Annotated in this window: 17 protein-coding genes; 10 read left to right on the plus strand and 7 right to left on the minus strand. The window is 67.2% G+C overall.

All coding sequences use genetic code 11. From position 1 onward, the window contains the following. Positions 1-2: 2 nt before the first annotated feature. From gmhB to glyQ, 3 genes are read right to left on the minus strand one after another with little or no spacing between them, the layout of a single operon-like run. On the minus strand, positions 3-536 hold the full coding sequence (gene gmhB, locus RM532_RS01295) for a D-glycero-beta-D-manno-heptose 1,7-bisphosphate 7-phosphatase (protein WP_311651292.1): 534 nt from the start codon (positions 534-536) through the stop codon (positions 3-5). Then, entirely contained in the window at positions 533-2611 is a 2079-nt protein-coding gene (gene glyS / locus RM532_RS01300) for a glycine--tRNA ligase subunit beta (protein ID WP_311651293.1), read from the minus strand. The genes gmhB and glyS overlap by 4 nt, the downstream gene beginning before the upstream one ends. Continuing rightward, a complete protein-coding gene (gene glyQ, locus RM532_RS01305) occupies positions 2608-3498 on the minus strand; it encodes a glycine--tRNA ligase subunit alpha (protein WP_311651294.1) in 891 nt (296 codons plus the stop codon). The genes glyS and glyQ overlap by 4 nt, the downstream gene beginning before the upstream one ends. Positions 3499-3780: 282 nt before the next feature. Here glyQ and glnA point away from each other — a divergent pair, with 282 nt between their 5' ends. The 4 genes from glnA (at position 3781) to glnG (ending at position 8545) form a co-directional block, all read left to right on the plus strand. Continuing rightward, positions 3781-5190, plus strand: coding sequence for a glutamate--ammonia ligase (gene glnA, locus RM532_RS01310; RefSeq protein ID WP_311651295.1), 1410 nt, complete (start codon positions 3781-3783; stop codon positions 5188-5190). A 116-nt stretch (positions 5191-5306) separates the two neighbouring features. Further along, positions 5307-5912, plus strand: a complete 606-nt coding sequence (locus RM532_RS01315; protein ID WP_311651296.1) for a DUF4124 domain-containing protein — start codon at positions 5307-5309, stop codon at positions 5910-5912. Positions 5913-6033: 121 nt separating this feature from the next. Further along, entirely contained in the window at positions 6034-7113 is a 1080-nt protein-coding gene (glnL, locus tag RM532_RS01320) for a nitrogen regulation protein NR(II) (protein ID WP_311651297.1), read from the plus strand. Continuing rightward, positions 7106-8545, plus strand: coding sequence for a nitrogen regulation protein NR(I) (glnG, locus tag RM532_RS01325; protein WP_311651298.1), 1440 nt, complete (start codon positions 7106-7108; stop codon positions 8543-8545). Before glnL ends, glnG begins: the two co-directional genes overlap by 8 nt. On the opposite strand, the gene RM532_RS01330 is transcribed toward glnG, so the two are convergent. Continuing rightward, positions 8540-9670, minus strand: coding sequence for a glycerate kinase (locus RM532_RS01330; protein WP_311651299.1), 1131 nt, complete (start codon positions 9668-9670; stop codon positions 8540-8542). The genes glnG and RM532_RS01330 overlap by 6 nt on opposite strands. A gap of 170 nt (positions 9671-9840) precedes the next feature. Here RM532_RS01330 and RM532_RS01335 point away from each other — a divergent pair, with 170 nt between their 5' ends. The 5 genes from RM532_RS01335 to RM532_RS01355 all read left to right on the plus strand — a co-directional run bounded on the left by RM532_RS01335 (position 9841) and on the right by RM532_RS01355 (position 14336). After that, entirely contained in the window at positions 9841-11274 is a 1434-nt protein-coding gene (locus tag RM532_RS01335) for a sigma-54 interaction domain-containing protein (protein ID WP_311651300.1), read from the plus strand. Positions 11275-11589: 315 nt separating this feature from the next. Beyond that, positions 11590-12030, plus strand: coding sequence for a helix-turn-helix domain-containing protein (locus RM532_RS01340; RefSeq protein WP_311651301.1), 441 nt, complete (start codon positions 11590-11592; stop codon positions 12028-12030). Further along, positions 12023-12880 carry a MinD/ParA family ATP-binding protein gene (locus RM532_RS01345; RefSeq protein WP_311651302.1) on the plus strand — a complete coding sequence of 286 codons (858 nt, stop codon included), beginning with the start codon at positions 12023-12025 and terminating at the stop codon, positions 12878-12880. The genes RM532_RS01340 and RM532_RS01345 overlap by 8 nt, the downstream gene beginning before the upstream one ends. A gap of 20 nt (positions 12881-12900) precedes the next feature. After that, entirely contained in the window at positions 12901-13620 is a 720-nt protein-coding gene (locus RM532_RS01350; protein WP_311651303.1) for an RNA polymerase sigma factor FliA, read from the plus strand. Positions 13621-13841: 221 nt separating this feature from the next. Continuing rightward, positions 13842-14336, plus strand: a complete 495-nt coding sequence (locus tag RM532_RS01355) for a gamma-glutamylcyclotransferase family protein (protein ID WP_311651304.1) — start codon at positions 13842-13844, stop codon at positions 14334-14336. A gap of 32 nt (positions 14337-14368) precedes the next feature. On the opposite strand, the gene RM532_RS01360 is transcribed toward RM532_RS01355, so the two are convergent. Beyond that, entirely contained in the window at positions 14369-15229 is an 861-nt protein-coding gene (locus RM532_RS01360) for a sterol desaturase family protein (RefSeq protein ID WP_311651305.1), read from the minus strand. 154 nt (positions 15230-15383) lie between these two features. On the opposite strand from RM532_RS01360, the gene RM532_RS01365 reads away from it, so the two are divergent. Next, positions 15384-16349 carry a calcium/sodium antiporter gene (locus tag RM532_RS01365; protein ID WP_311651306.1) on the plus strand — a complete coding sequence of 322 codons (966 nt, stop codon included), beginning with the start codon at positions 15384-15386 and terminating at the stop codon, positions 16347-16349. Between the two features lie 31 nt (positions 16350-16380). On the opposite strand, the gene RM532_RS01370 is transcribed toward RM532_RS01365, so the two are convergent. Then, positions 16381-17487: a glycosyltransferase family protein gene (locus RM532_RS01370; protein ID WP_311651307.1), complete on the minus strand. Its 1107-nt coding sequence runs from the start codon at positions 17485-17487 to the stop codon at positions 16381-16383. A 72-nt stretch (positions 17488-17559) separates the two neighbouring features. Continuing rightward, a complete protein-coding gene (locus RM532_RS01375) occupies positions 17560-18462 on the minus strand; it encodes a chorismate transformation FkbO/Hyg5 family protein (RefSeq protein WP_311651308.1) in 903 nt (300 codons plus the stop codon). Positions 18463-18520: the final 58 nt, after the last annotated feature.

The following is an 18520-nucleotide window of genomic DNA, read 5'->3' on the forward strand; positions in this document are numbered from 1 at the left end:
TTCTAAATCAGAGCGTTAGCAGCTGCGGCCAGATCATCGTGGATGATGACGCCATCCAGCTCGGCGGCATGATCACGCTCGGTGGCGGCGCCGTTGCCGGTTCGCACCAGAACCGGCCGGGCACCGGCAGCCCGGGCAGCGGCCAGGTCGCGCGGTGAATCCCCGATTGCCGGCACATCGGTCAGGTCCACCTGCAGGCGCCGGCTGATCTCCCGGAACAACCCCGGGGCCGGTTTGCGGCACTCGCAATGGTCGGCATCGACGTGGGGGCAGAAGAAAATGCCGTCAATGCGTCCACCGAGTTCACCCACGAGTCGCTGCAGCTTCTCATGGATACCGAAGAGTTCGTCATAGCTGAACAGCCCGCGGCCAATGCCCGACTGGTTGCTGGCTACCACCACGCGGTAACCGCTCTGGGACAGCCGCGCAATCGCTTCAAGGCTGCCCGGCAGCGGCCGCCAGGCCTTGGGCGACCGGATGTGATCGGGGGAGTCCTCGTTGATCACCCCGTCCCGATCGAGCACCACCAGCTTCACGCCGCAGCCTCCGTCGGGGTCAGCCGGGAAATGTCGGCCACGCTGCGACAGAGCCCGTCCAGCGCGCCTAGCAGTGCCAGCCGGTTGTCGCGCACGGCAGCATCGTCGCTCATCACCAGCACCTCGTCGAAGAATCGATCCACGGGTGTCTGCAACTCGGCCAGCCGCGCCAGCGCGCCGGCATAATCTCCGCTGCTCGCTCGCTCGGCGATATCGTCGCGCAGGGCATCCAGGGCGCCGGCGAGATCGTTCTCGGCCGGCTCGTCGATCAGTGCCGCATTGATTCTGCCGGCGGGTGTTTCGTTCTTGAGAATGTTTCGGATCCGCTTGTGGGCGCCGCACAGCGCCACGGCGGCGTCGGCGTGCACGAAACCCTGCACCGCCCGAATGCGCTGATCGAAATCCAGTGGCCGGCTCAACCCCAGCGCGGCCACCGAATCGAAAACGGACGGGTCTACTGCCTGGTCGATATAATAGGCGCGCAGGCGCTCGCCATGGAAAACCAGCAGGTCGTTGGTCACTGCCTGCCGGTCGCAATCCACCGGCTGACGGGCAACCGCGTCGGTCAGCACCCCGGGGAGGTCAAGGTCCAGTTCTCCCTCGATGACCGTGCGCAGCACCCCGAGTGCTGCCCGACGCAGGCCGAACGGGTCCTTGACGCCGGACGGACGCTGCCCGGTGGCGAACACGCCGGCCAGACTGTCCAGCTTGTCGGCCAGGGCCAGCATCCGGCCGACTGGCGTGACGGCAATCGGGGCGCCCGCCTGGCGCGGGGCGTACTGTTCCGGCAGTGCCTCGGCCACCGCCGGGTCCTCGCCGGTGTGGCGGGCATAGTAGCCACCCATGATGCCTTGCAGCTCCGGAAATTCACCGACCATGTCGGATAGCAGGTCTGCCTTGGCCAGGGCGCAGGCACGAGCAACGGCCGCGCTGGGCACACCCAGTTGACTGGCCAGCCCGTCTGCAATGGCGCCGACCCGGGCGACCTTGTCGGCCATGCTGCCCAGTTCCCGCTGGAAGGTGACGCGGTCGAGACCGGCGGCGTAATGGTCCAGGCCCCGAGCCAGGTCCTGTTCCCAGAAGAAAAGCGCGTCGGCCAGGCGGGGGCGAATCACCCGCTCGTTGCCGGCCACCACCCGGGCGGGATCCACGCTGTCGATATTGGCCACCGTCACGAAGCCGGGCAATAGCGTGCCGTCGCCATCGGCAACCGGAAAGTAGCGTTGATGACTCTGCATCGTTGCCACCAGTACCTCGCGGGGCAACACAAGGTAACGATCATCGAACCGGCCGGCCACGGCACAAGGCCACTCGACCAGGGCGCAGACCTCGTCGAGCAATGCCTCTTCGATGAGCGCTTTGCCGCCCAGTGTTCGGGCGGCGGCAATCACCTGCTCGTGCACTTGCGTGCGGCGTGCGTCCATGCCCACCAGCACCCGGCCCGGCGCGGCCAGTTTCGCCGCGTACTCATCGGCATGGTCCAGTGTGATGGTGTCGGGATGGTGGAAGCGATGGCCGCGTGTGGCGCGCCCGGCGTCGATCCCGAACAGGCTGAGTGGCAACACCTCCGACCCGTGCAGGGCGACCAGCCAGTGCACCGGACGCACGAAACTGTCGTCCCGATCCGCCCAGCGCATGCGTTTGGGAATCGGCAGCCGCCGCAGGCTTTCTGCGACCACTTCGGGCAGCAGTTCGCCCAGTGTCTGCCCGGCCTGGGAGCCGGTGAAGGCCAGGCGCGGCCCCTTGTCGGTGTCGCGTTGTTCCAGTTCTTTGACGGCGACGCCGCAGGAGCGGGCAAAGCCTTCGGCGGCCCTGGTCGGCTCGCCCTGATCGTCGAACGCCGCGGTGACCGCCGGACCAAGCCGGTCGATGGTCTGGTCGGGTGCGCGTCCGGCCACGCCGGCAATGGAAACTGCCAGCCGTCGTGGCGAGGCCAGGGGCGTCACGGGGCCATGGCCAAGGCCGGCCTCGTCGAGGCCGGCTTCGATGCCTCCGGCGAAGGCCGCGACCAGCCCGGCAAGCGCCGTGGGTGGCAGTTCCTCGGTGCCCAGTTCGACCAGCAGCGTTTCGTTCATGCCGCCACCGTGGACTGGCTCAGCATCGGGAAGCCGAGCGCCTCGCGGCTGTCGTAGTAGGCCTGGGCCACCTGCCGGGCCAGTGTGCGCACCCGCAGGATATAACCCTGCCGTTCCGTCACGGAGATCGCCCGCCGCGCATCCAGCAGGTTGAAGGTATGCGAGGTTTCCAGCATCCGCTCGTAGGCCGGCAGGGGCAGATTGGCCTCGATCAGGTCGCTGCATTCACGTTCCAGTTGGTCGAAGCGGGTGAACAGCGCCGCCGTATCGGCCTTCTCGAAGTTGTAGGTGGACTGTTCCACCTCGTTCTGGTGGTACACGTCGCCGTAGCTCACCCCGCCGGTGCGGCTCCAGACCAGGTCGTAGACGCTTTCCACCTCCTGCAGCACCATGGCGATGCGCTCGAGGCCGTAGGTGATCTCGCCCGACACCGGACGGCAGTCCAGCCCGCCCACCTGCTGGAAGTAGGTGAACTGGGTGATTTCCATGCCGTTGAGCCAGACCTCCCAGCCCAGACCCCAGGCACCGAGGGTGGGTGACTCCCAGTTGTCCTCGACGAACCGGATATCCTGGGTCAGCGGGTCGATCCCGAGGACGCGCAAGGATTCCAGATATTGCTCCTGGATGTCGGCCGGCGATGGCTTGAGCATGACCTGGAACTGGTAGTAGTGCTGTAGCCGGTTGGGGTTGTCGCCGTAGCGACCGTCCGTGGGGCGACGCGAGGGCTGCACATAGGCGGCGGACCAGGGCTCCGGCCCGATCGAGCGCAGGAAGGTGGCCGGGTGGAAGGTGCCGGCGCCCACCGGCATGTCCAATGGTTGAACCACCACGCAGCCCCGGTCTGCCCAGAACTGCTGCAGGGTCAGGATCAGCTCCTGAAAATCCATGGAAAAGCGCCTTTTTGCGTTGCATGCTCGCCAACGGCGCAGTATAGCGAACCGGGGCTGACGCCGGATAGGCAACTGCACGCACTATTCTTGTGCATAAGAATGGAATTTGAGCTAACTTGGTGCGATTGTTCATCGCTGGGGCCCGTTGATCGGGCGCAAGCACCTGAAAAATGGCGTTGTCAGCTGTGGCATGATAACTGCTTTGGAACGCTCCACCCGCGCCGGTCGCCAGGTCGGCGGCCGGGCGTTACGTAAATGAACCCTTTGAGAGGAGGCATCATGTCGGCTAGCGACGTACTGAATTTGATCAAGGAAAAGAACGCGAAGTTCGTGGATCTTCGTTTCTGCGACACCCGCGGGAAGGAGCAGCACGTCACCCTGCCCGCCCACGCTGTGGATGAAGAAGCGCTGGAAGAGGGCAAGATGTTCGACGGGTCCTCCATCGACGGCTGGAAGGGGATCAACGAATCCGACATGGTGCTGATGCCCGACACCACCACGGCCATCCTCGACCCCTTCTTCGAGGAGCCGACCATCATCGTGCGCTGCGATGTGCTCGAGCCCAACACCATGCAGGGCTACGAGCGCGATCCGCGCACGGTGGCGCGCCGCGCCGAGGCCTACCTCGCCTCCACCGGGATCGCCGACACCGCCTTTTTCGGCCCCGAGAACGAGTTCTTCATCTTCGATTCCGTCAACTGGCACACCGAGATGCGTGGTGCCGGTTACAGCATCGATTCCGAGGAAGCATTCTGGAACTCCGAGCGCCTCTATGAAGGCGGCAACATGGGCCATCGGCCCGGGGTGAAGGGGGGCTACTTCCCGGTGCCGCCGGTTGACAGCGGGCAGGACATCCGTTCGGCCATGTGTCTGGCGATGGAGGAGATGGGTCTGGTCACTGAGGTGCATCATCACGAGGTGGGCACCGCCGGTCAGGGCGAGATCGGCGCCCGCTTCAACACGCTGGTGAAGAAGGCCGACGAGATGCTGGTCTACAAGTACTGCGTGCAGAACGTGGCTGCCGCCTTCGGCAAGACCGCCACCTTCATGCCCAAGCCGCTGGTCGGCGATAACGGGTCCGGCATGCATGTGCATCAGTCATTGTCCAAGGATGGCAAGAACATCTTCTCGGGCGACGAATACGGCGGCCTGTCCGATATCGCCCTGTACTACATCGGCGGCATCATCAAGCATGCCAAGGCCATCAACGCCTTCGCCAATGCCTCGACCAACAGCTACAAGCGTCTGGTCAAGGGCTTCGAGGCGCCGGTCCTGCTGGCCTACTCCGCCCGCAACCGCTCGGCGTCGATTCGCATTCCCTGGGTGGCCTCGCCCAAGGCGCGCCGCATCGAGGTGCGTTTCCCGGATTCCACCGCCAACCCCTATCTGGCCTTCTCGGCCATGATGATGGCTGGCCTGGACGGCATCCAGAACAAGATCCACCCGGGCGAAGCCATGGACAAGGATCTCTACGACCTGCCGCCGGAAGAGGAAAAGACGATTCCGACCGTGGCCCAGTCGCTCAAGGAAGCCCTGGAGGCGCTCGACGCTGACCGCGACTTCCTGAAGGCGGGCGACGTGTTCACCGACGATCTGATCGACGGTTACATCGAGCTCAAGACCGAGGAGGTGCTGCGTCTGCATATGACCACCCACCCGGTCGAATTCGACATGTATTACTCGCTCTAGTCGAAAGCGGTTCCCCAATCGCCGGATCAGGGCGCCTTCGGGCGCCCTTTTTCGTGGGCGGCAACACGGCCCCCTGCCTGTGGTCGAATACCCGGAAGCTGCTACATTTCCGGATCATGAAGCGGGCACTCATCGTTCTTGTCATTACCCTGATTGCGGCGCCGCCCGCTGGCGCCGAGGTCTACCGCTGGGTGGACGACCGGGGCGTGACCCATTACAGCGATCAGCCGGTCAAGGGCGCCAGCAAGCCGGATCTTCCCAGGTTGCAGTCGATGCAGGCGCCCGCGGTGCCCGCAGGCAACGACAGCGGCGCGGCCATCGGCGAGGATTCCGGCGGCCTCAGTTTGGTCCGACCCGGCACCGACGAGACCTTCCGCGACGCCCGCGGTCTGGTGCCGGTGCAGGTGGAGCTGGAGCGCGAACTGGCCGAAGGCGAAACCCTGCAATACGTGCTGGACGGAGAACCGGTCGCTGGCGCGGACGGACGCCGTACCAGCCTGCAGCTGCAGGGCGTGCCCCGCGGCACCCACGCCATCAGCGCCGTGATTCTGCGGGGTGAAGAGCCGGTTGCCCGCAGCCAGGCGGTGACCTTCCACATGAAGCCCCCGTCGGCCCTGTCCCCGGCCAATCGACAGGACGTCGACGCCGGCGCACCGACTGCCCCGGGCAGCACGGGCGCCGCCGGCGCGCCTGCGGCACCCCGCCTGGGCGGCGGACCCTGACCCAGGCCCTCAACGCATCGGCAGACTCGGCAGATATGCACTAATATGGTGCGACTCGGCCAGCCGCTGATCGGCATCACGCCGTTTCCGGGCTGGCCCCGCTTTTGCTTGCGGATGAACCATGAGCGTCCCCGTGTCGTACCAAGCCCCGTCTGCCGACATCCTGTTCGACAATCTCGCCACGGCGGTGATCTGCCTGGACGAGAATCTGCGCGTGTGGGCGATCAACCCGGCGGCGGAAGTCCTGTTCGGTGTCAGCGCCCGCCACAGCCGCGGGCTGCGCGTCGACCGTGCCATCGTCGCCCTGGCCTGTCAGCGCGAGCGTCTGGAACAGGCGCTGAGCGAGGGGGCGGCCTACACTGAGCGGGAATTGCGGCTGCCGCACAGCGGCGGCAGCGACGGGGTCACAGTGGATTGCACCGTCACCCCCTTTTCCCACGGGGATCAGCCGGCGCTGGCACTGGAGTTCCTGGCGCTGGACCGCCATCTGCGCATTTCCCGCGACGACCAGATGCGCAACCAGAACCTGGCCAACCGGGAAATGCTTCGTGGTCTGGCGCACGAGATCAAGAATCCGCTGGGCGGCCTGCGGGGCGCCGCCCAGTTGCTGGAACGCGAGATCGCCGACCGCGATCTGAGCGACTACACCAGCGTGATCATCCGCGAGGCCGACCGCCTGCAGAACCTGGTGGACGGGATGCTCGGGCCGCGCCAGCCTCCGGAGCTTGTGGACCTGAACATCCACGAGGCCCTCGAGCATGTCCGCCGTCTGCTGGCGGCCGATCTGCCGCCGGGCGTGACCCTCACGCGCGATTACGATCCCAGTCTGCCGCGGCTGCGGGCCGACCGTGAACAACTGATCCAGGTCCTGTTCAACCTGGTCGGCAATGCCGCCCAGGCGGTGGGCGAGGCGGGCAGCATCCTGCTGCGGACCCGGGCCCAGCGGTTGTTCACCATCGGCGGCCATCAGCACCGGCTGGTGATCCGCATCGACGTGGTGGACGATGGCCCCGGCATCACCGAGGATCTGCTGCCCCGCATCTTCCTTCCGATGGTGACCTCGCGCGCCGAGGGCACGGGCATGGGTCTGCCCATCGCCCAGTACCTGGTACATCTGCACGGCGGCATCATCGAATGCGAATCCCGCCCCGGTGACACCACGTTTTCGGTTTTCCTGCCCCTGGAGACGGCCGATGAATGAACGGCCCCTCAGCGCTTGGGTGGTGGATGATGACGATTCCATCCGCTGGGTGCTGGAACGCGCCCTGACCGGTGCCGGCATCGCCACCCGCAGTTTCGCCGGCGGCATCGAGTTGCTGGAGGCCCTGACCGGCGAGCAACCGGATGTCCTGATTACCGACGTCCGCATGCCGGGCATCGACGGCCTGGAGTTGCTGGAGCGCGTGTGCGCATCTCACCCTTCGCTACCCATCATCATCATCACCGCGCATTCCGACTTGGACAGCGCGGTCTCCGCCTATCGCGGCGGTGCCTTCGAGTATCTCCCCAAGCCGTTCGACCTGGACGAAGCGGTGGACCTGGTACGCCGGGCGGCTGCGGCCGCGGACGACAGTGGCGCCCAGCTGCGACCCGCAGTGAGCGGCGGCCACGCTATCATTGGCGAGGCACCGGCCATGCAGGAGGTGTTTCGCGCCATCGGCCGCTTGTCCGGCTCCAACATCACCGTCATGGTCACCGGTGAGTCCGGGACCGGCAAGGAACTGGTGGCCCAGGCGCTGCACGAACACAGTCCGCGCGCCGCCCAGCCGTTCATCGCCGTGAACACCGCCGCCATTCCCAAGGACCTGATGGAATCGGAGTTCTTCGGTCACGAGAAGGGCGCATTCACCGGCGCGGCAGGGCAGCGGCGCGGGCGCTTCGAGCAGGCCAACGGCGGTACCCTGTTCCTGGACGAGATCGGCGACATGCCGCCGGAACTGCAAACGCGCCTGCTGCGAGTGCTGCAGGACGGTCAGTTCTACCGCGTGGGGGGGCACAGTGCCATATCCGTGGACGTGCGTATCATCGCCGCCACCCACCAGGATCTGGAGAAGGAGGTCGCCCGCGGCGCGTTCCGCGAAGACCTCTACCACCGCCTCAACGTCATCCGGCTGCGGGTGCCGCCCCTGCGCGAACGCCGCGAGGACATTGTCCTGCTGCTGGATTTCTTTCTGGATAGGGCTGCCCGCGAACTGGATGCCGAGATCAAGCACCTGCACTCGGACGCGGCTGAATTCCTCGTCGCCCTGGACTGGCCGGGCAATGTGCGGCAACTGGAAAACCTTTGCCGCTGGCTTACCGTCATGGCCCCTGGCCGGGAGGTGATGCTGGACGATCTGCCCGACGAACTGCGTGGCGCCGAAGCCGCCAGTTCAGTGCCGGCTGGCAACGGGACCACCACCGCCGAGACCGGCAGCGGCCCCTGGGACGAACAGCTGGCCCGCTGGGCCCAGCGTCGCCTGGCCGAGGGCGGTGACCACATTCTCGATGAAGCGCTACCCAGTTTCGAGCGGGTGATGATCCGTACCGCCCTGGCGCGAACCGGCGGTCACCGGCAGGAAGCGGCCCGATTGCTGGGGTGGGGTCGCAACACCCTGACCCGCAAGATCAAGGAACTGAACATGGAGTTATGACGGCCGTCGCCATCCGCGCGTACTGAGTAACCAGCGTGCTGCTTCGGCCCCGGCCTCCCGCAGCCAGTATTCCGCCTCGCGCTGTGCGGTTTCCGCATCTCCGGCGAGATCCGCCAGCGACCACAGGGCCTCGAAACGTTCGGCCAGCGCTGCCCGGGCCCCGGCCTCGATGTCGCCTGCCACCAGCAGCGCCGGCAGGCCCTGACCTGCGGCCAGGTCGGCCACCGCGGCAGGCAGCTTGCCGTGCAGGGTCTGCCCGTCGGCCCGGCCCTCCCCCGTGATCACCGCCGCCGCCCCGGTCAGAACCTGTTCCAGCCCGGCCAGTTCGAGCATGGCAGGTGCCCCCGCAACCAACCTTCCACCCAGACAGGCCAGCGCAAACCCGAGGCCGCCGGCCGCCCCGGCACCGGGTTGTCCGCCGATGGCAACCGCGTCGAGCTGTTCGGTCAGATGCGCCAGACCCTGTTCGACCTCGCGCAGCATGGCCGGCGTCAAACCCTTCTGCGGGCCGTACACTCGGGTGGCGCCGTGCGGTCCGCCCAGCGGATTGTTCACGTCGCAGAGCACGGTCAGCGACAGATCGGGTGGCAGGGCGGGGGCCGTCACGTACGGGCACCGACACAGGCCGGCAAGATCCGGAGTTACCGGATCGCCTGCCCCGTCCTCGGCCCGCCCGCCCAGGGCCAGCAGTAATCCCAGGCCCCCGTCGTTGCAGGCACTGCCGCCCAGCGACACCGTGATCCGTCGATGTCCCGCCGCCAGTACCGGCTGCAGCAATTCGCCGAGGCCGGCGCTGCCGCGCTCGTCCAGCGGTGGATGGCCGGCAGCATCGATCAGCCCCAGGCCCAGCACTTCCGCGGATTCCACGAATGCCCCGTCCGGACCCAGATCCAGCCACCGGGCATGGACCGGTCGACCGTGCACCCCCGTGACCTCGGCATGATGCAACCGGGCATCCGACCGGGCCGCGGCCACGCAATCCAGACTGCCCTCACCGCCGTCGGCCAGCCCCAGGCAGCAGGTGTCGAATTCGCCCACCCGATTCAACCCCGCCGCCAGACATGTCGCCACTGCCGAGGCCGGCAGGCAGCCCTTAAAGCTGTCCGGGGCGATCACGATGCGCATGAAGGTGTCGGGCCTGCCGGGTGGATGTGAAAACCGATTCTGCCCGGCCCGCCGCAACAGGACCAGTGCCGCGGCGGCGGGGCCCCGGCCGGTCTGTATAATCGGTGGCAACTGCGACAGACAATCCCGGGCACCAGGATCGCCCCGGACAAGTCGCGGTGGGGGGACGCATGGTCGGGAATCCCGCACACGAACAGGAAGAGCGCATGCTGGTAGTGGGCGCGGAACTCGACGCGGCCCGCTCGATCATGGACATGCTCGGCTTCCTCAAGCGCCGTCCGGCATTCGTGACCTTCGATGATCTGGCCGACGAACTCGAGACCGAGTCGCTGCCGTTCTCTGCCGCGGCCCTGGTATCCGACGGCCGTGTGGGGCTGGGTGAGTATCAACCGGCGATCGACGGTCTGGCCGCGCGGCTGCCCACCCTGCTGGTGCTGGATTACCCTCGCGGCGACGGCGACGACCGTTACCGGCACGGCAAGGCCGCCGGGTTCGCCAGCTGCATGCATGCGCCGATCGCGCTCAACCAGCTGCGCTTCGAGCTGGACCGGCTGCCCGCGCCGCGGGGCAATGGCCGCGCGGTGCGGCGTCCCCGGCCGCAGCACACCCTGGTCGGCCAGAGCTATCCCATGCGTCGGGTCCGGCAGCTGATCGAGCGGGTGGCGGCCACCGATGCCAGCGTGCTGATCCTGGGTGAATCCGGGACCGGCAAGGAACTGGTTGCCCGGGAAGTGCATCGGACTTCCAACCGTTCTGCCGGGGCCTTCGTGCCGCTCAACTGCGGCGCCATTCCCCGCGATCTGCTGGAGTCGGAGCTGTTCGGGCACGAGAAGGGCGCCTTTACCGGTGCCATCACCGCCCGTCCCGGCCGGTTCGAGATGGCCGAGGGTGGCACTCTGTTTCTGGACGAGATCGGGGACATGAGTCTGGACATGCAGGTGAAGGTGCTGCGGGTGCTGCAGGAGCAGACCTTCGAGCGGGTGGGCAGCAACAAGACGCTGACCGCCGACGTTCGCATCCTGGCGGCGACCCACCGGGATCTGGAGGCCGAGATCGAGCGCGGCAACTTCCGCGAGGATTTGTACTACCGGCTTAACGTTTTCCCCATCGAGGTCCCCCCGCTACGGGATCGCCCGGAGGACGTGGAACCGATCGTCGGCAGCATCCTCGCGCGGCTGGAGGCGGAGGACGGCATCAGCCTGGACTTCACCGACCAGGCCCTGGCCGCACTGGCGTCCTACCGCTGGCCGGGCAATGTCCGTGAGCTGGGCAATATCGTCGAACGCCTGCGCATTCTCTACCCTGGTGAGCGGGTGGACATCGACCGCCTGCCGGGGCGCATCCTCGGCGAGGACAACGTGGTGCTCGTCCCGCACGATGACATCCGCAACATGGAACGGGCACCGGGTGACGTGATCAATGGCGTGCGTCTGACTTCGGCCGGGGTGGATCTGCGTGCCCTGACCACCCGTCTGGAGGTGCGCCTGATCACCCAGGCCCTGTCGCTCAATGACGGGGTGGTGGCCCGGGCCGCGAAGATGCTGGGCCTGCGCCGGACCACCCTGGTCGAGAAGATGCGCAAGTACGACATCAGCAGCGACTAGCGCAACTCACGGCGGCACTCGTCGCTCGTTTGCCAGGCCGTCATTCCCGCGCGCTTATTCCTGGCCCGCCATGCGCAAGGACGCTGACGCCGGCTGCCCGGACCCGATCCGATCGACCGCCCGAATTCCGTCGCCCGCAGGCCAAACCGCCATCAAACCGTCGGACGGCGGCCGCAGAGGCCGTCGGGAAATTGACGAACTCCATCGTCGAAAATCCCAGGCCATTGATTTCATGAGATAAAAAAATCGGCATACCGATTGCTCCCCCTATTGTGTCGGCCGAAAGCGCGGCCGGCGTCGAAGGAGCAGACGGATATGACGCAAAGCCAGACTTCATTGACGATCACACCCAGCCCGATGCCGGGTGTGATGCCGCGTGCCGTGAGCCTGCTTCGTCGCCATGCCGACGGCCGTCCCCCGCAGTTGACCGAGGCCGCGCGGCGCCAGCTCGAGGCCCATGCCTGGACCAGTGATGCGGCGCTTGAGCGTTGCCTGCAGCGTGCGCTGGTGCTCTGCGACGGCCGCGCGATCGAACCCCGTCATCTGGGCTTGTCCGGCTCGGCCGGCGACCATCTGCGTCAGGAGCAGCGGCGCATTCTCAACAGCCTGCGTGCCGCCCGTGGCCTGCGCCGCGACGCTGCCGCGCGTCTGGGCATCGCGCCGCGTGTGCTGCGCCTGAAGCTGGCCGAACTCAAGGCCCGGGGCATCCCCCTGCCGGCGTTCGCGCCGGACGAGGCCGAGCTGCGTCATGAATAGCGCGCAGACGACCGCCAATCCGGAACCGGTCCAGGTGATCGCGGTGGCCGGCGCCGGCAATGGATCGGGCCGGACCAGCGTGGCGGTGAACCTGGCGGCGGCCCTGGCCAATCGCGGCCACCGCACCATGCTGCTGGACGGTGATCCGGCGCTGGCCGACGTGGCTGCCGCGCTTGACCTGCATCCGCGTTACGGGCTGGCCGACGTGATCGCCGGTCGCTGCGATCTGGCCAGCATCCTGCTCGACGGCCCCTCCGGTCTGCGGGTTGTGCCTGCGGGCGCGAACCAGAGCCGCCTGACCGCGTTGAGCGCCGCGCAGAGCCGCGGCCTGATTGCCGCCTTCAGCGATCTCGACGAAACCCCGGATGTGCTGGTGGTGGATACCGCTGCCGGCGCCGGGTCCGCCACCCGCCAGTTCATCCAGGCCGCCGGCGAAGTGCTGGTGGTGGTTGGCGGCGAATCGCCCGCGCTCCACCAGAACCGCGACCTGATCCGCGCGCTGGGTGGCCGCGCCGGCCATACCCGCTTTCGTGTGCTGGTCAACCGCTCGGACGACAGCTGCGGTGCCGAAGTGGCCGAGCGCCTGGCACGCCTGACCGAAGCCGAGGTCGAGGTAGCGCTGCATTACGTGGGGGCGATTCCCGACGACCCGCAGATCGAACGCGCCCGGGCTCTGGGCCTGCCGGTGGTCAACGCGTTCGCCCACAGCCCGGCCGGCCGGGCCTACAAGCGCCTGGCCCGGCGCATCGAATCCTGGGCGCCGCCCCCGCGACACCGCGGCGGCGCCGCTTTCTTCATTGAGCGGGTGATCCGCTCCCACCAGCCCATGCAATGCCAGGCCTCGACCTGAACCAATCCGACGAGGGACTCATGAAAACAGCCAATGCCATGTACGCGCCTGCGCAACAGTCCAATCCGCTGGTCGCCGAACATGTCGATCTGGTCAAGCGGATCGCCTATCGGCTGGTCAGCCGGCTGCCCGACTCGGTGCAGGTGGAAGACCTGATCCAGGCTGGCATGCTCGGTCTGCTGGAGGCTCACGAGCGCTACCGCGAGGGTGAGGGCGCCAGCTTCTCCACCTTCGCGGGCATCCGCATCCGTGGTGCCATGCTCGACGAGATTCGTCGTGGCGACTGGACCCCGCGGTCGGTACACCGCGCCGCCCGTGCCGTGGCCGATGCGCAGAGCACGGTGGAATCCCGCTGCGGCCGCGCTGCCGGCGAATGGGAAATTGCCGCCGAGATGGGCGTGAGCATGGCCGATCTGCGGCGCACGGTCAGCGATGCCTCGAGCGCCTATCTGACCAGCCTGGACGACGCCGGTCCCGACGATGCCACCACCGAGGTGCCCGCCGGGGACGCGACCAGCCCGCAGCAGCGGTTCGAGCGCGAAAGCCTGTTCCGGGCGGTGGTTGACGCCAGTGACACCCTGCCCGAGCGGGAGCGCCTGCTGATGACGCTCTACTACGACCAGGACCTCAATCTGCGCCAGATCGCCGAGCGGCTGGGTGTGTCCGAATCCCGGGCTTGCCAGCTGCATGGCCGCGCCATTGCCCGGGTGCGTGAGCGGCTGTTGGCCTGGGCGGCCTGAATTTCCAAGTTGTTTTTTCTCGTTCGATCTTCTCCTCCCTCCTCCTCGGGCCGCGCAAGCGGCCCTTTTTTTGCGCCTCGGCCGGCCCGGGGGTGCTATGGTTAGGGTTGACCGTTTTCCAGGGGGAACAACAGGCGCGCGAGTCCCGCACCAGCACGCGTCGCCGCGGCCGGGCCACGCCGACCGGCTCGGGGACTCGCAGGGCGACTGTGCCAGTCTTGATGCACTACTTTGCCTATGGTTCCAACATGCTCACCGCGCGGCTGCGCCGGCGGGTGCGCGGTGCCCGCCCGCTGGGGCCGGCGCGTCTCAAGGGCCACGCGTTGCGTTTTCACATGAATGGGGGGGACGGCTCCGGCAAGTGCAACGCGTTTGCCACCGGCCGGCCGTCGGACATGGTCCACGGCGTCATCTTCGAGATCGACGACCGCCGCCTGCGCAAGCTGCATGCAGCTGAGGGCCCGGGCTATGAGTTCATCCAGGTGCAGGTGGAAACCGACAACGGCAGCCTGCCGGCCGGCACCTACCGGGCCCGCAACGCCTGGCTGGACGATGCCATGGCCCCCTATACCTGGTATCAGGCATTCGTGGTCGCGGGTGCTCGCGAGCACGGCCTGCCCGGGGAATACATCGCCCAGATCGAGAACATGTTCGCCCGCCGCGACGCCAACCTCTGGCGCAGCTTTCGCAACCGCATGGTCCTTCGCCGCGCTTAGCCCGAATAAATCACGAGGGCGACGGGTGCTACCTAGCCGCCGTTTTCCGCCCCGCGCTGATGCTCGCGCCGATTGATCGGGTAGCTGTGCACGGGCCCGACGAAGGGCTGGATCAGCATCCGGTCGAGTCGCTCCCACTTCGGATCGCGGAACAGATTGATGCCGATGGTCATGCCATCGTGTCCGTCGCGCGGTTGCGGCTGATAGGTGCCCAGCAGCCGATCCCACCAGGGCAGATTGAAGCCGAAGTTGGAATTGGTCTCGTCCGGATGCCAGGAGTGGTGCACCCGGTGCATGTCCGGTGTGACCACCACCCAGCGCAGCAGGCGGTCGAGGCGTGGGGGCAGCGACACGTTGCCGTGGTTGAACAGCGACGTCGCGTTGAGCAGCACCTCGAAGATCAGCACTGCTACCGGCGGGGCGCCGAGAGCTGCCACCATCGCCATCTTCAGCGCCATCGACAGGATGATCTCGATCGGATGAAAGCGCAGGCCGGTGGTGGTGTCGAAGGCCAGGTCCGCATGATGCATCCGGTGCAGCCGCCACAACCCGGGTACGGCATGAAACAGGACGTGCTGCAGGTAGATCACGAAATCCAGCATCACCACGGCAGCGAGAATTGCCAGCCAGCCGGGGACGGGGAACATGTTGAACAGGCCCCAGCCGCCATCCCGAGCCAGCAGCGCCACCCCGACCGCCGCCGCCGGAAACAGCAGCCGGACGATGATCGTGTCGATGGCCACTATCCCGAGATTGCCGGGCCAGCGCAGGAGGCGCGGAATATCGTCGCGGCGTCGCGGTGACGCGAATTCCCAGGCCACCATGGCCACCAGCACGCCGCCGAATACGCTCAGGCGAATCCAGGGCTCGAACTGCATCATTGCGTCGATCATCGGTACGTCCCGGTCGAATCTGATCGGCCCATTCTAGCCGTCGGAGGTGGATACGGTCCGGGGTAAGTGGCCGATGCGTGCCGGCATGCATATCCTTACCCCGGTTGCCGTCGTATATTCGCGCCGCCTGGTTTCCAATGGAGCACCCGACGTCATGTTGATTGCTGCGCTGGCCGTTCTGGCCGGATTGATATTGCTGGTATGGAGTGCCGACCGGTTCGTCACCGGGGCCGCGGCGGCGGCCGGCCATTTCGGGGTGCCGCCGTTGCTGATCGGCATGGTGATCGTGGGTTTCGGCACCTCGGCTCCGGAAATGGTGGTGTCGGCCCTGGCCAGCGCCCAGGGCAATCCGGGCATTGCACTGGGCAATGCCTATGGCTCGAACATCACCAACATTGCGCTCATTCTGGGCCTGACCGCCGTGATCGCGCCGATTGCCGTGCATTCCCGGGTACTCCGCCGCGAGCTGCCGCTGCTGGGTGCGGTGACGCTGCTGGCGGCCTGGCAGTTATCGGATGGCGCGCTGTCCTGGCTCGATGCCGTGGCCCTGCTCTCGGTATTCGCCCTGCTGATGGCCTGGATGATCGTCCAGGGACTGCGTGGCCGTGACGACGCCCTGGCTGCCGACATGGCGCAGGAGCTGAATGCCAACACCATGCCGCTGGGCCGGGCGCTGTTCTGGCTGAGTCTGGGATTGCTGCTGCTGGTGGCCGCATCCCGGCTGCTGGTGTGGGGTGCGGTCACCATCGCTCAGGGCTTCGGGGTGAGCGACCTGATCATCGGGTTGACGATCGTGGCCGTGGGCACCTCGCTGCCGGAACTGGCCTCGTCGCTGATTGCCGCCCGCAAGGGCGAGCACGACATCGCCCTGGGCAACATCGTGGGGTCCAACCTGTTCAACACCCTGGCGGTGGTGGGCATTGCCGGCGCCATCCATCCGATGGCGGTGGAACCGGGCGTACTCGGCCGCGATGTGCTGGTGATGGCGGCACTGACCGCCGCGCTATTCATTTTCTGCCTCGGCCGACGCGGTGCCGGGCGCATCAACCGCTGGGAGGGGGCCGCGTTGCTGGCGGCTTATGCGGGCTATCTGGGATGGCTGCTCAGCGGGCTTGCCTGAAGGCGCCGGCCCGCGTCGTCGGCGCTGCCTATCAATACGCTCCCGTCACCCGCGACAGCAGGGTGGGCTGCGGGCGGCCGGCGCGCAGGGCGCGAATGAAGCGGGCCAGAGCCGCCTCGGCTTCCGGCAGCCCGTCACGGCGGTGGGGGGCGGTGTTGGCGGCGTAGGTGTCGAGCCGTTCCAGGAATCGGCCGATGTCGTTGAGGGCGGGGCCGGTCAGACTGGTCTGGGCTCCCACGCCCATGTTCACTACCGCCCGGGCGTTCAGGCGCTGTTCCACCACGTCCTCGGGCATGGTCAGGACCGGCTTGCCCAGGAACACGGCTTCACTGAGCAACTGGTTGCCGGCGGTGCTGATCACCCCCTTGCAGCCGGCAAGGTCCGCCACAAAGCCCTCGTTCGCAGGCAGCTTGAAGTGCAGGTTGCCTTCCTGCCCGTGGCGCGGCACACCGTATACGATGACCTTCTCGCCGCAGGCGCGCAGCGCGGTGTCCAGGGCGGTGGTGTACTGATGTTCGCCCTTGTTGAGATAGGCCAACAGGTAGTTGCCGCGTTCGGGACGGGCGTTGCGCACCGCATCGCGCAGGATCGGCCCTACCACCTCGACGCCCGGCATCCGGGGTCTGGCGGGGTAGAAGCTCGACACCAGCACCCGATCCGGGTCGCCCATGAACAGCCGGTAGCCCAGGGCGTCACGCATGCCGCGCCAGCGGTCCTCGGGGGCGAAATCGCAATGGCAGAAGGCCATGATGCCCACGTGATCGAAGCTGATCCGCGGAATGCCGTGATGACGCGCGAAACGATGGGTCCAGGTTTCGGAGTCGGAGATCACCAGGTCCGGCGCGAAGGCCGCCAGCCGTCGCCACACCGCCCGGGTCTGCGGCCCCGCCGCCAGCAGGTCCGCCGTCAGCCCGGCGTTGCGGGCCATGGTCAGCGGCGCGGACAATCGGCCCTGGTCGTCGTACTGGTAGCCGATCACCGGGAGGGTTTCGCAGGGAAAGCGCTCGTGCAGCGCCTGGTAGGCATCCCGGCCGGCGAACACCTTCACGTTGTGCCGTTGCATCAGCGCCGGCAGCACCGCCGAGGTCCGCATGGCGTGGCCGCGACCGTAACCCATCACCCCGTAGGCAATCCGCATGGTCATCTCCGGTTCATGTACGCTGGGCCAGCGTAGTTGGCGCATGTGACGCTGCGGTGACGGCGGTTTGAGCTACGCCGTGGCCAGTGCTTCTACCTCGACCAGCAGGTCCCGCCGGCACAGCTCCGCCTGGCGGCAGGTCCAGGCCAGCCCGGGGGGCAGCCGGTCGGCGAGAACCGTTTCCACGGTGTCGATATCGCCCGGATCACGCAGGTACACGATCAGGTGCTCCAGCGTTGTCAGGCCGCGACCGGCAAACGGTTCTCCGGCGGTTTCCAGCAGTGTGGCCACATTCGCCAGCGATTCCGACAGTTGTGCGGCCACGTCGCCCGGATGCCGCGTTTCATGGCCGAGGATGCTGGCAGTGCCGGAGATGAACAGCTGGTCCGCCGCACCCGGCCAGGCCATGCGCGCGGCCCGGGCAAAGGCGGGCCGGCTGGGCCCGTAGCGCCGAGGATACTCATAGGCTCGCACCTGCCGCGGGTTCTCCAGGGGCTGCGGGGGTGTCCGGGTGAGCAGGCATTGCAGGTGCAGCCCCGGCAGCTGGCTGCCGACCACGGTGGCCGCGGGCATGCGGTCGAGCAGCGAGGGATGATCCTGCAGCACTTCGAGCCGCCCCTGGCAGAAGCGCTTGTAGCGTTCCGCGTCGCCCTCGCCGGCGTTGATGTCGGACAGGTAGTGCCAAACCCGCAGCAGATGGGGAAATCCCAGTGCCTCGCGCAGGTCCAGCAATTGCCGGTAGACGTGACGGGCCAGATCGGCCGCATTGGCGTCGGGGGTCGTGATCGACAGTGTGGCCAGGCAGACGGACTCGTTGGCGGCGTAGGACCAGCCAGCGGTCTCACCCTTTATATGCGGGTCCGCGATGCGCCAGTCGATCACCGGGTGGCCGGCCAGACGGGGGGCGATGCGCTCCTCCGGCAGCGGTCGGTGGGGCACCGGCTCGCTGTCGCCGCCAGCCGGAACCGACCACACGGGCGGTGGCGGAGCCGGGTTGCCCGATGAGTGATCCTGATTCACGAGTATGCGTTTT

The organism is Spectribacter hydrogenoxidans (genome assembly GCF_031846275.1).
GTDB classification, from domain to species: Bacteria; Pseudomonadota; Gammaproteobacteria; order Nevskiales; family Salinisphaeraceae; genus Spectribacter; species Spectribacter hydrogenoxidans.

What these genes read in the sequence shown, in the direction of transcription:
- RM532_RS01355 (WP_311651304.1), top strand. Translation starts at nt 13,842, where the DNA reads ATGCACTACTTTGCCTATGGTTCCAACATGCTCACCGCGCGGCTGCGC.
- RM532_RS01330 (WP_311651299.1), bottom strand. Translation starts at nt 9,670, where the DNA reads ATGCGCATCGTGATCGCCCCGGACAGCTTTAAGGGCTGCCTGCCGGCC.
- glyS (WP_311651293.1), bottom strand. Translation starts at nt 2,611, where the DNA reads ATGAACGAAACGCTGCTGGTCGAACTGGGCACCGAGGAACTGCCACCC.
- RM532_RS01350 (WP_311651303.1), top strand. Translation starts at nt 12,901, where the DNA reads ATGAAAACAGCCAATGCCATGTACGCGCCTGCGCAACAGTCCAATCCG.
- glyQ (WP_311651294.1), bottom strand. Translation starts at nt 3,498, where the DNA reads ATGGATTTTCAGGAGCTGATCCTGACCCTGCAGCAGTTCTGGGCAGAC.
- glnL (WP_311651297.1), top strand. Translation starts at nt 6,034, where the DNA reads ATGAGCGTCCCCGTGTCGTACCAAGCCCCGTCTGCCGACATCCTGTTC.
- RM532_RS01335 (WP_311651300.1), top strand. Translation starts at nt 9,841, where the DNA reads ATGGTCGGGAATCCCGCACACGAACAGGAAGAGCGCATGCTGGTAGTG.
- RM532_RS01370 (WP_311651307.1), bottom strand. Translation starts at nt 17,487, where the DNA reads ATGCGGATTGCCTACGGGGTGATGGGTTACGGTCGCGGCCACGCCATG.
- RM532_RS01360 (WP_311651305.1), bottom strand. Translation starts at nt 15,229, where the DNA reads ATGATCGACGCAATGATGCAGTTCGAGCCCTGGATTCGCCTGAGCGTA.
- glnG (WP_311651298.1), top strand. Translation starts at nt 7,106, where the DNA reads ATGAATGAACGGCCCCTCAGCGCTTGGGTGGTGGATGATGACGATTCC.
- RM532_RS01365 (WP_311651306.1), top strand. Translation starts at nt 15,384, where the DNA reads ATGTTGATTGCTGCGCTGGCCGTTCTGGCCGGATTGATATTGCTGGTA.
- RM532_RS01315 (WP_311651296.1), top strand. Translation starts at nt 5,307, where the DNA reads ATGAAGCGGGCACTCATCGTTCTTGTCATTACCCTGATTGCGGCGCCG.
- RM532_RS01340 (WP_311651301.1), top strand. Translation starts at nt 11,590, where the DNA reads ATGACGCAAAGCCAGACTTCATTGACGATCACACCCAGCCCGATGCCG.
- RM532_RS01345 (WP_311651302.1), top strand. Translation starts at nt 12,023, where the DNA reads ATGAATAGCGCGCAGACGACCGCCAATCCGGAACCGGTCCAGGTGATC.
- glnA (WP_311651295.1), top strand. Translation starts at nt 3,781, where the DNA reads ATGTCGGCTAGCGACGTACTGAATTTGATCAAGGAAAAGAACGCGAAG.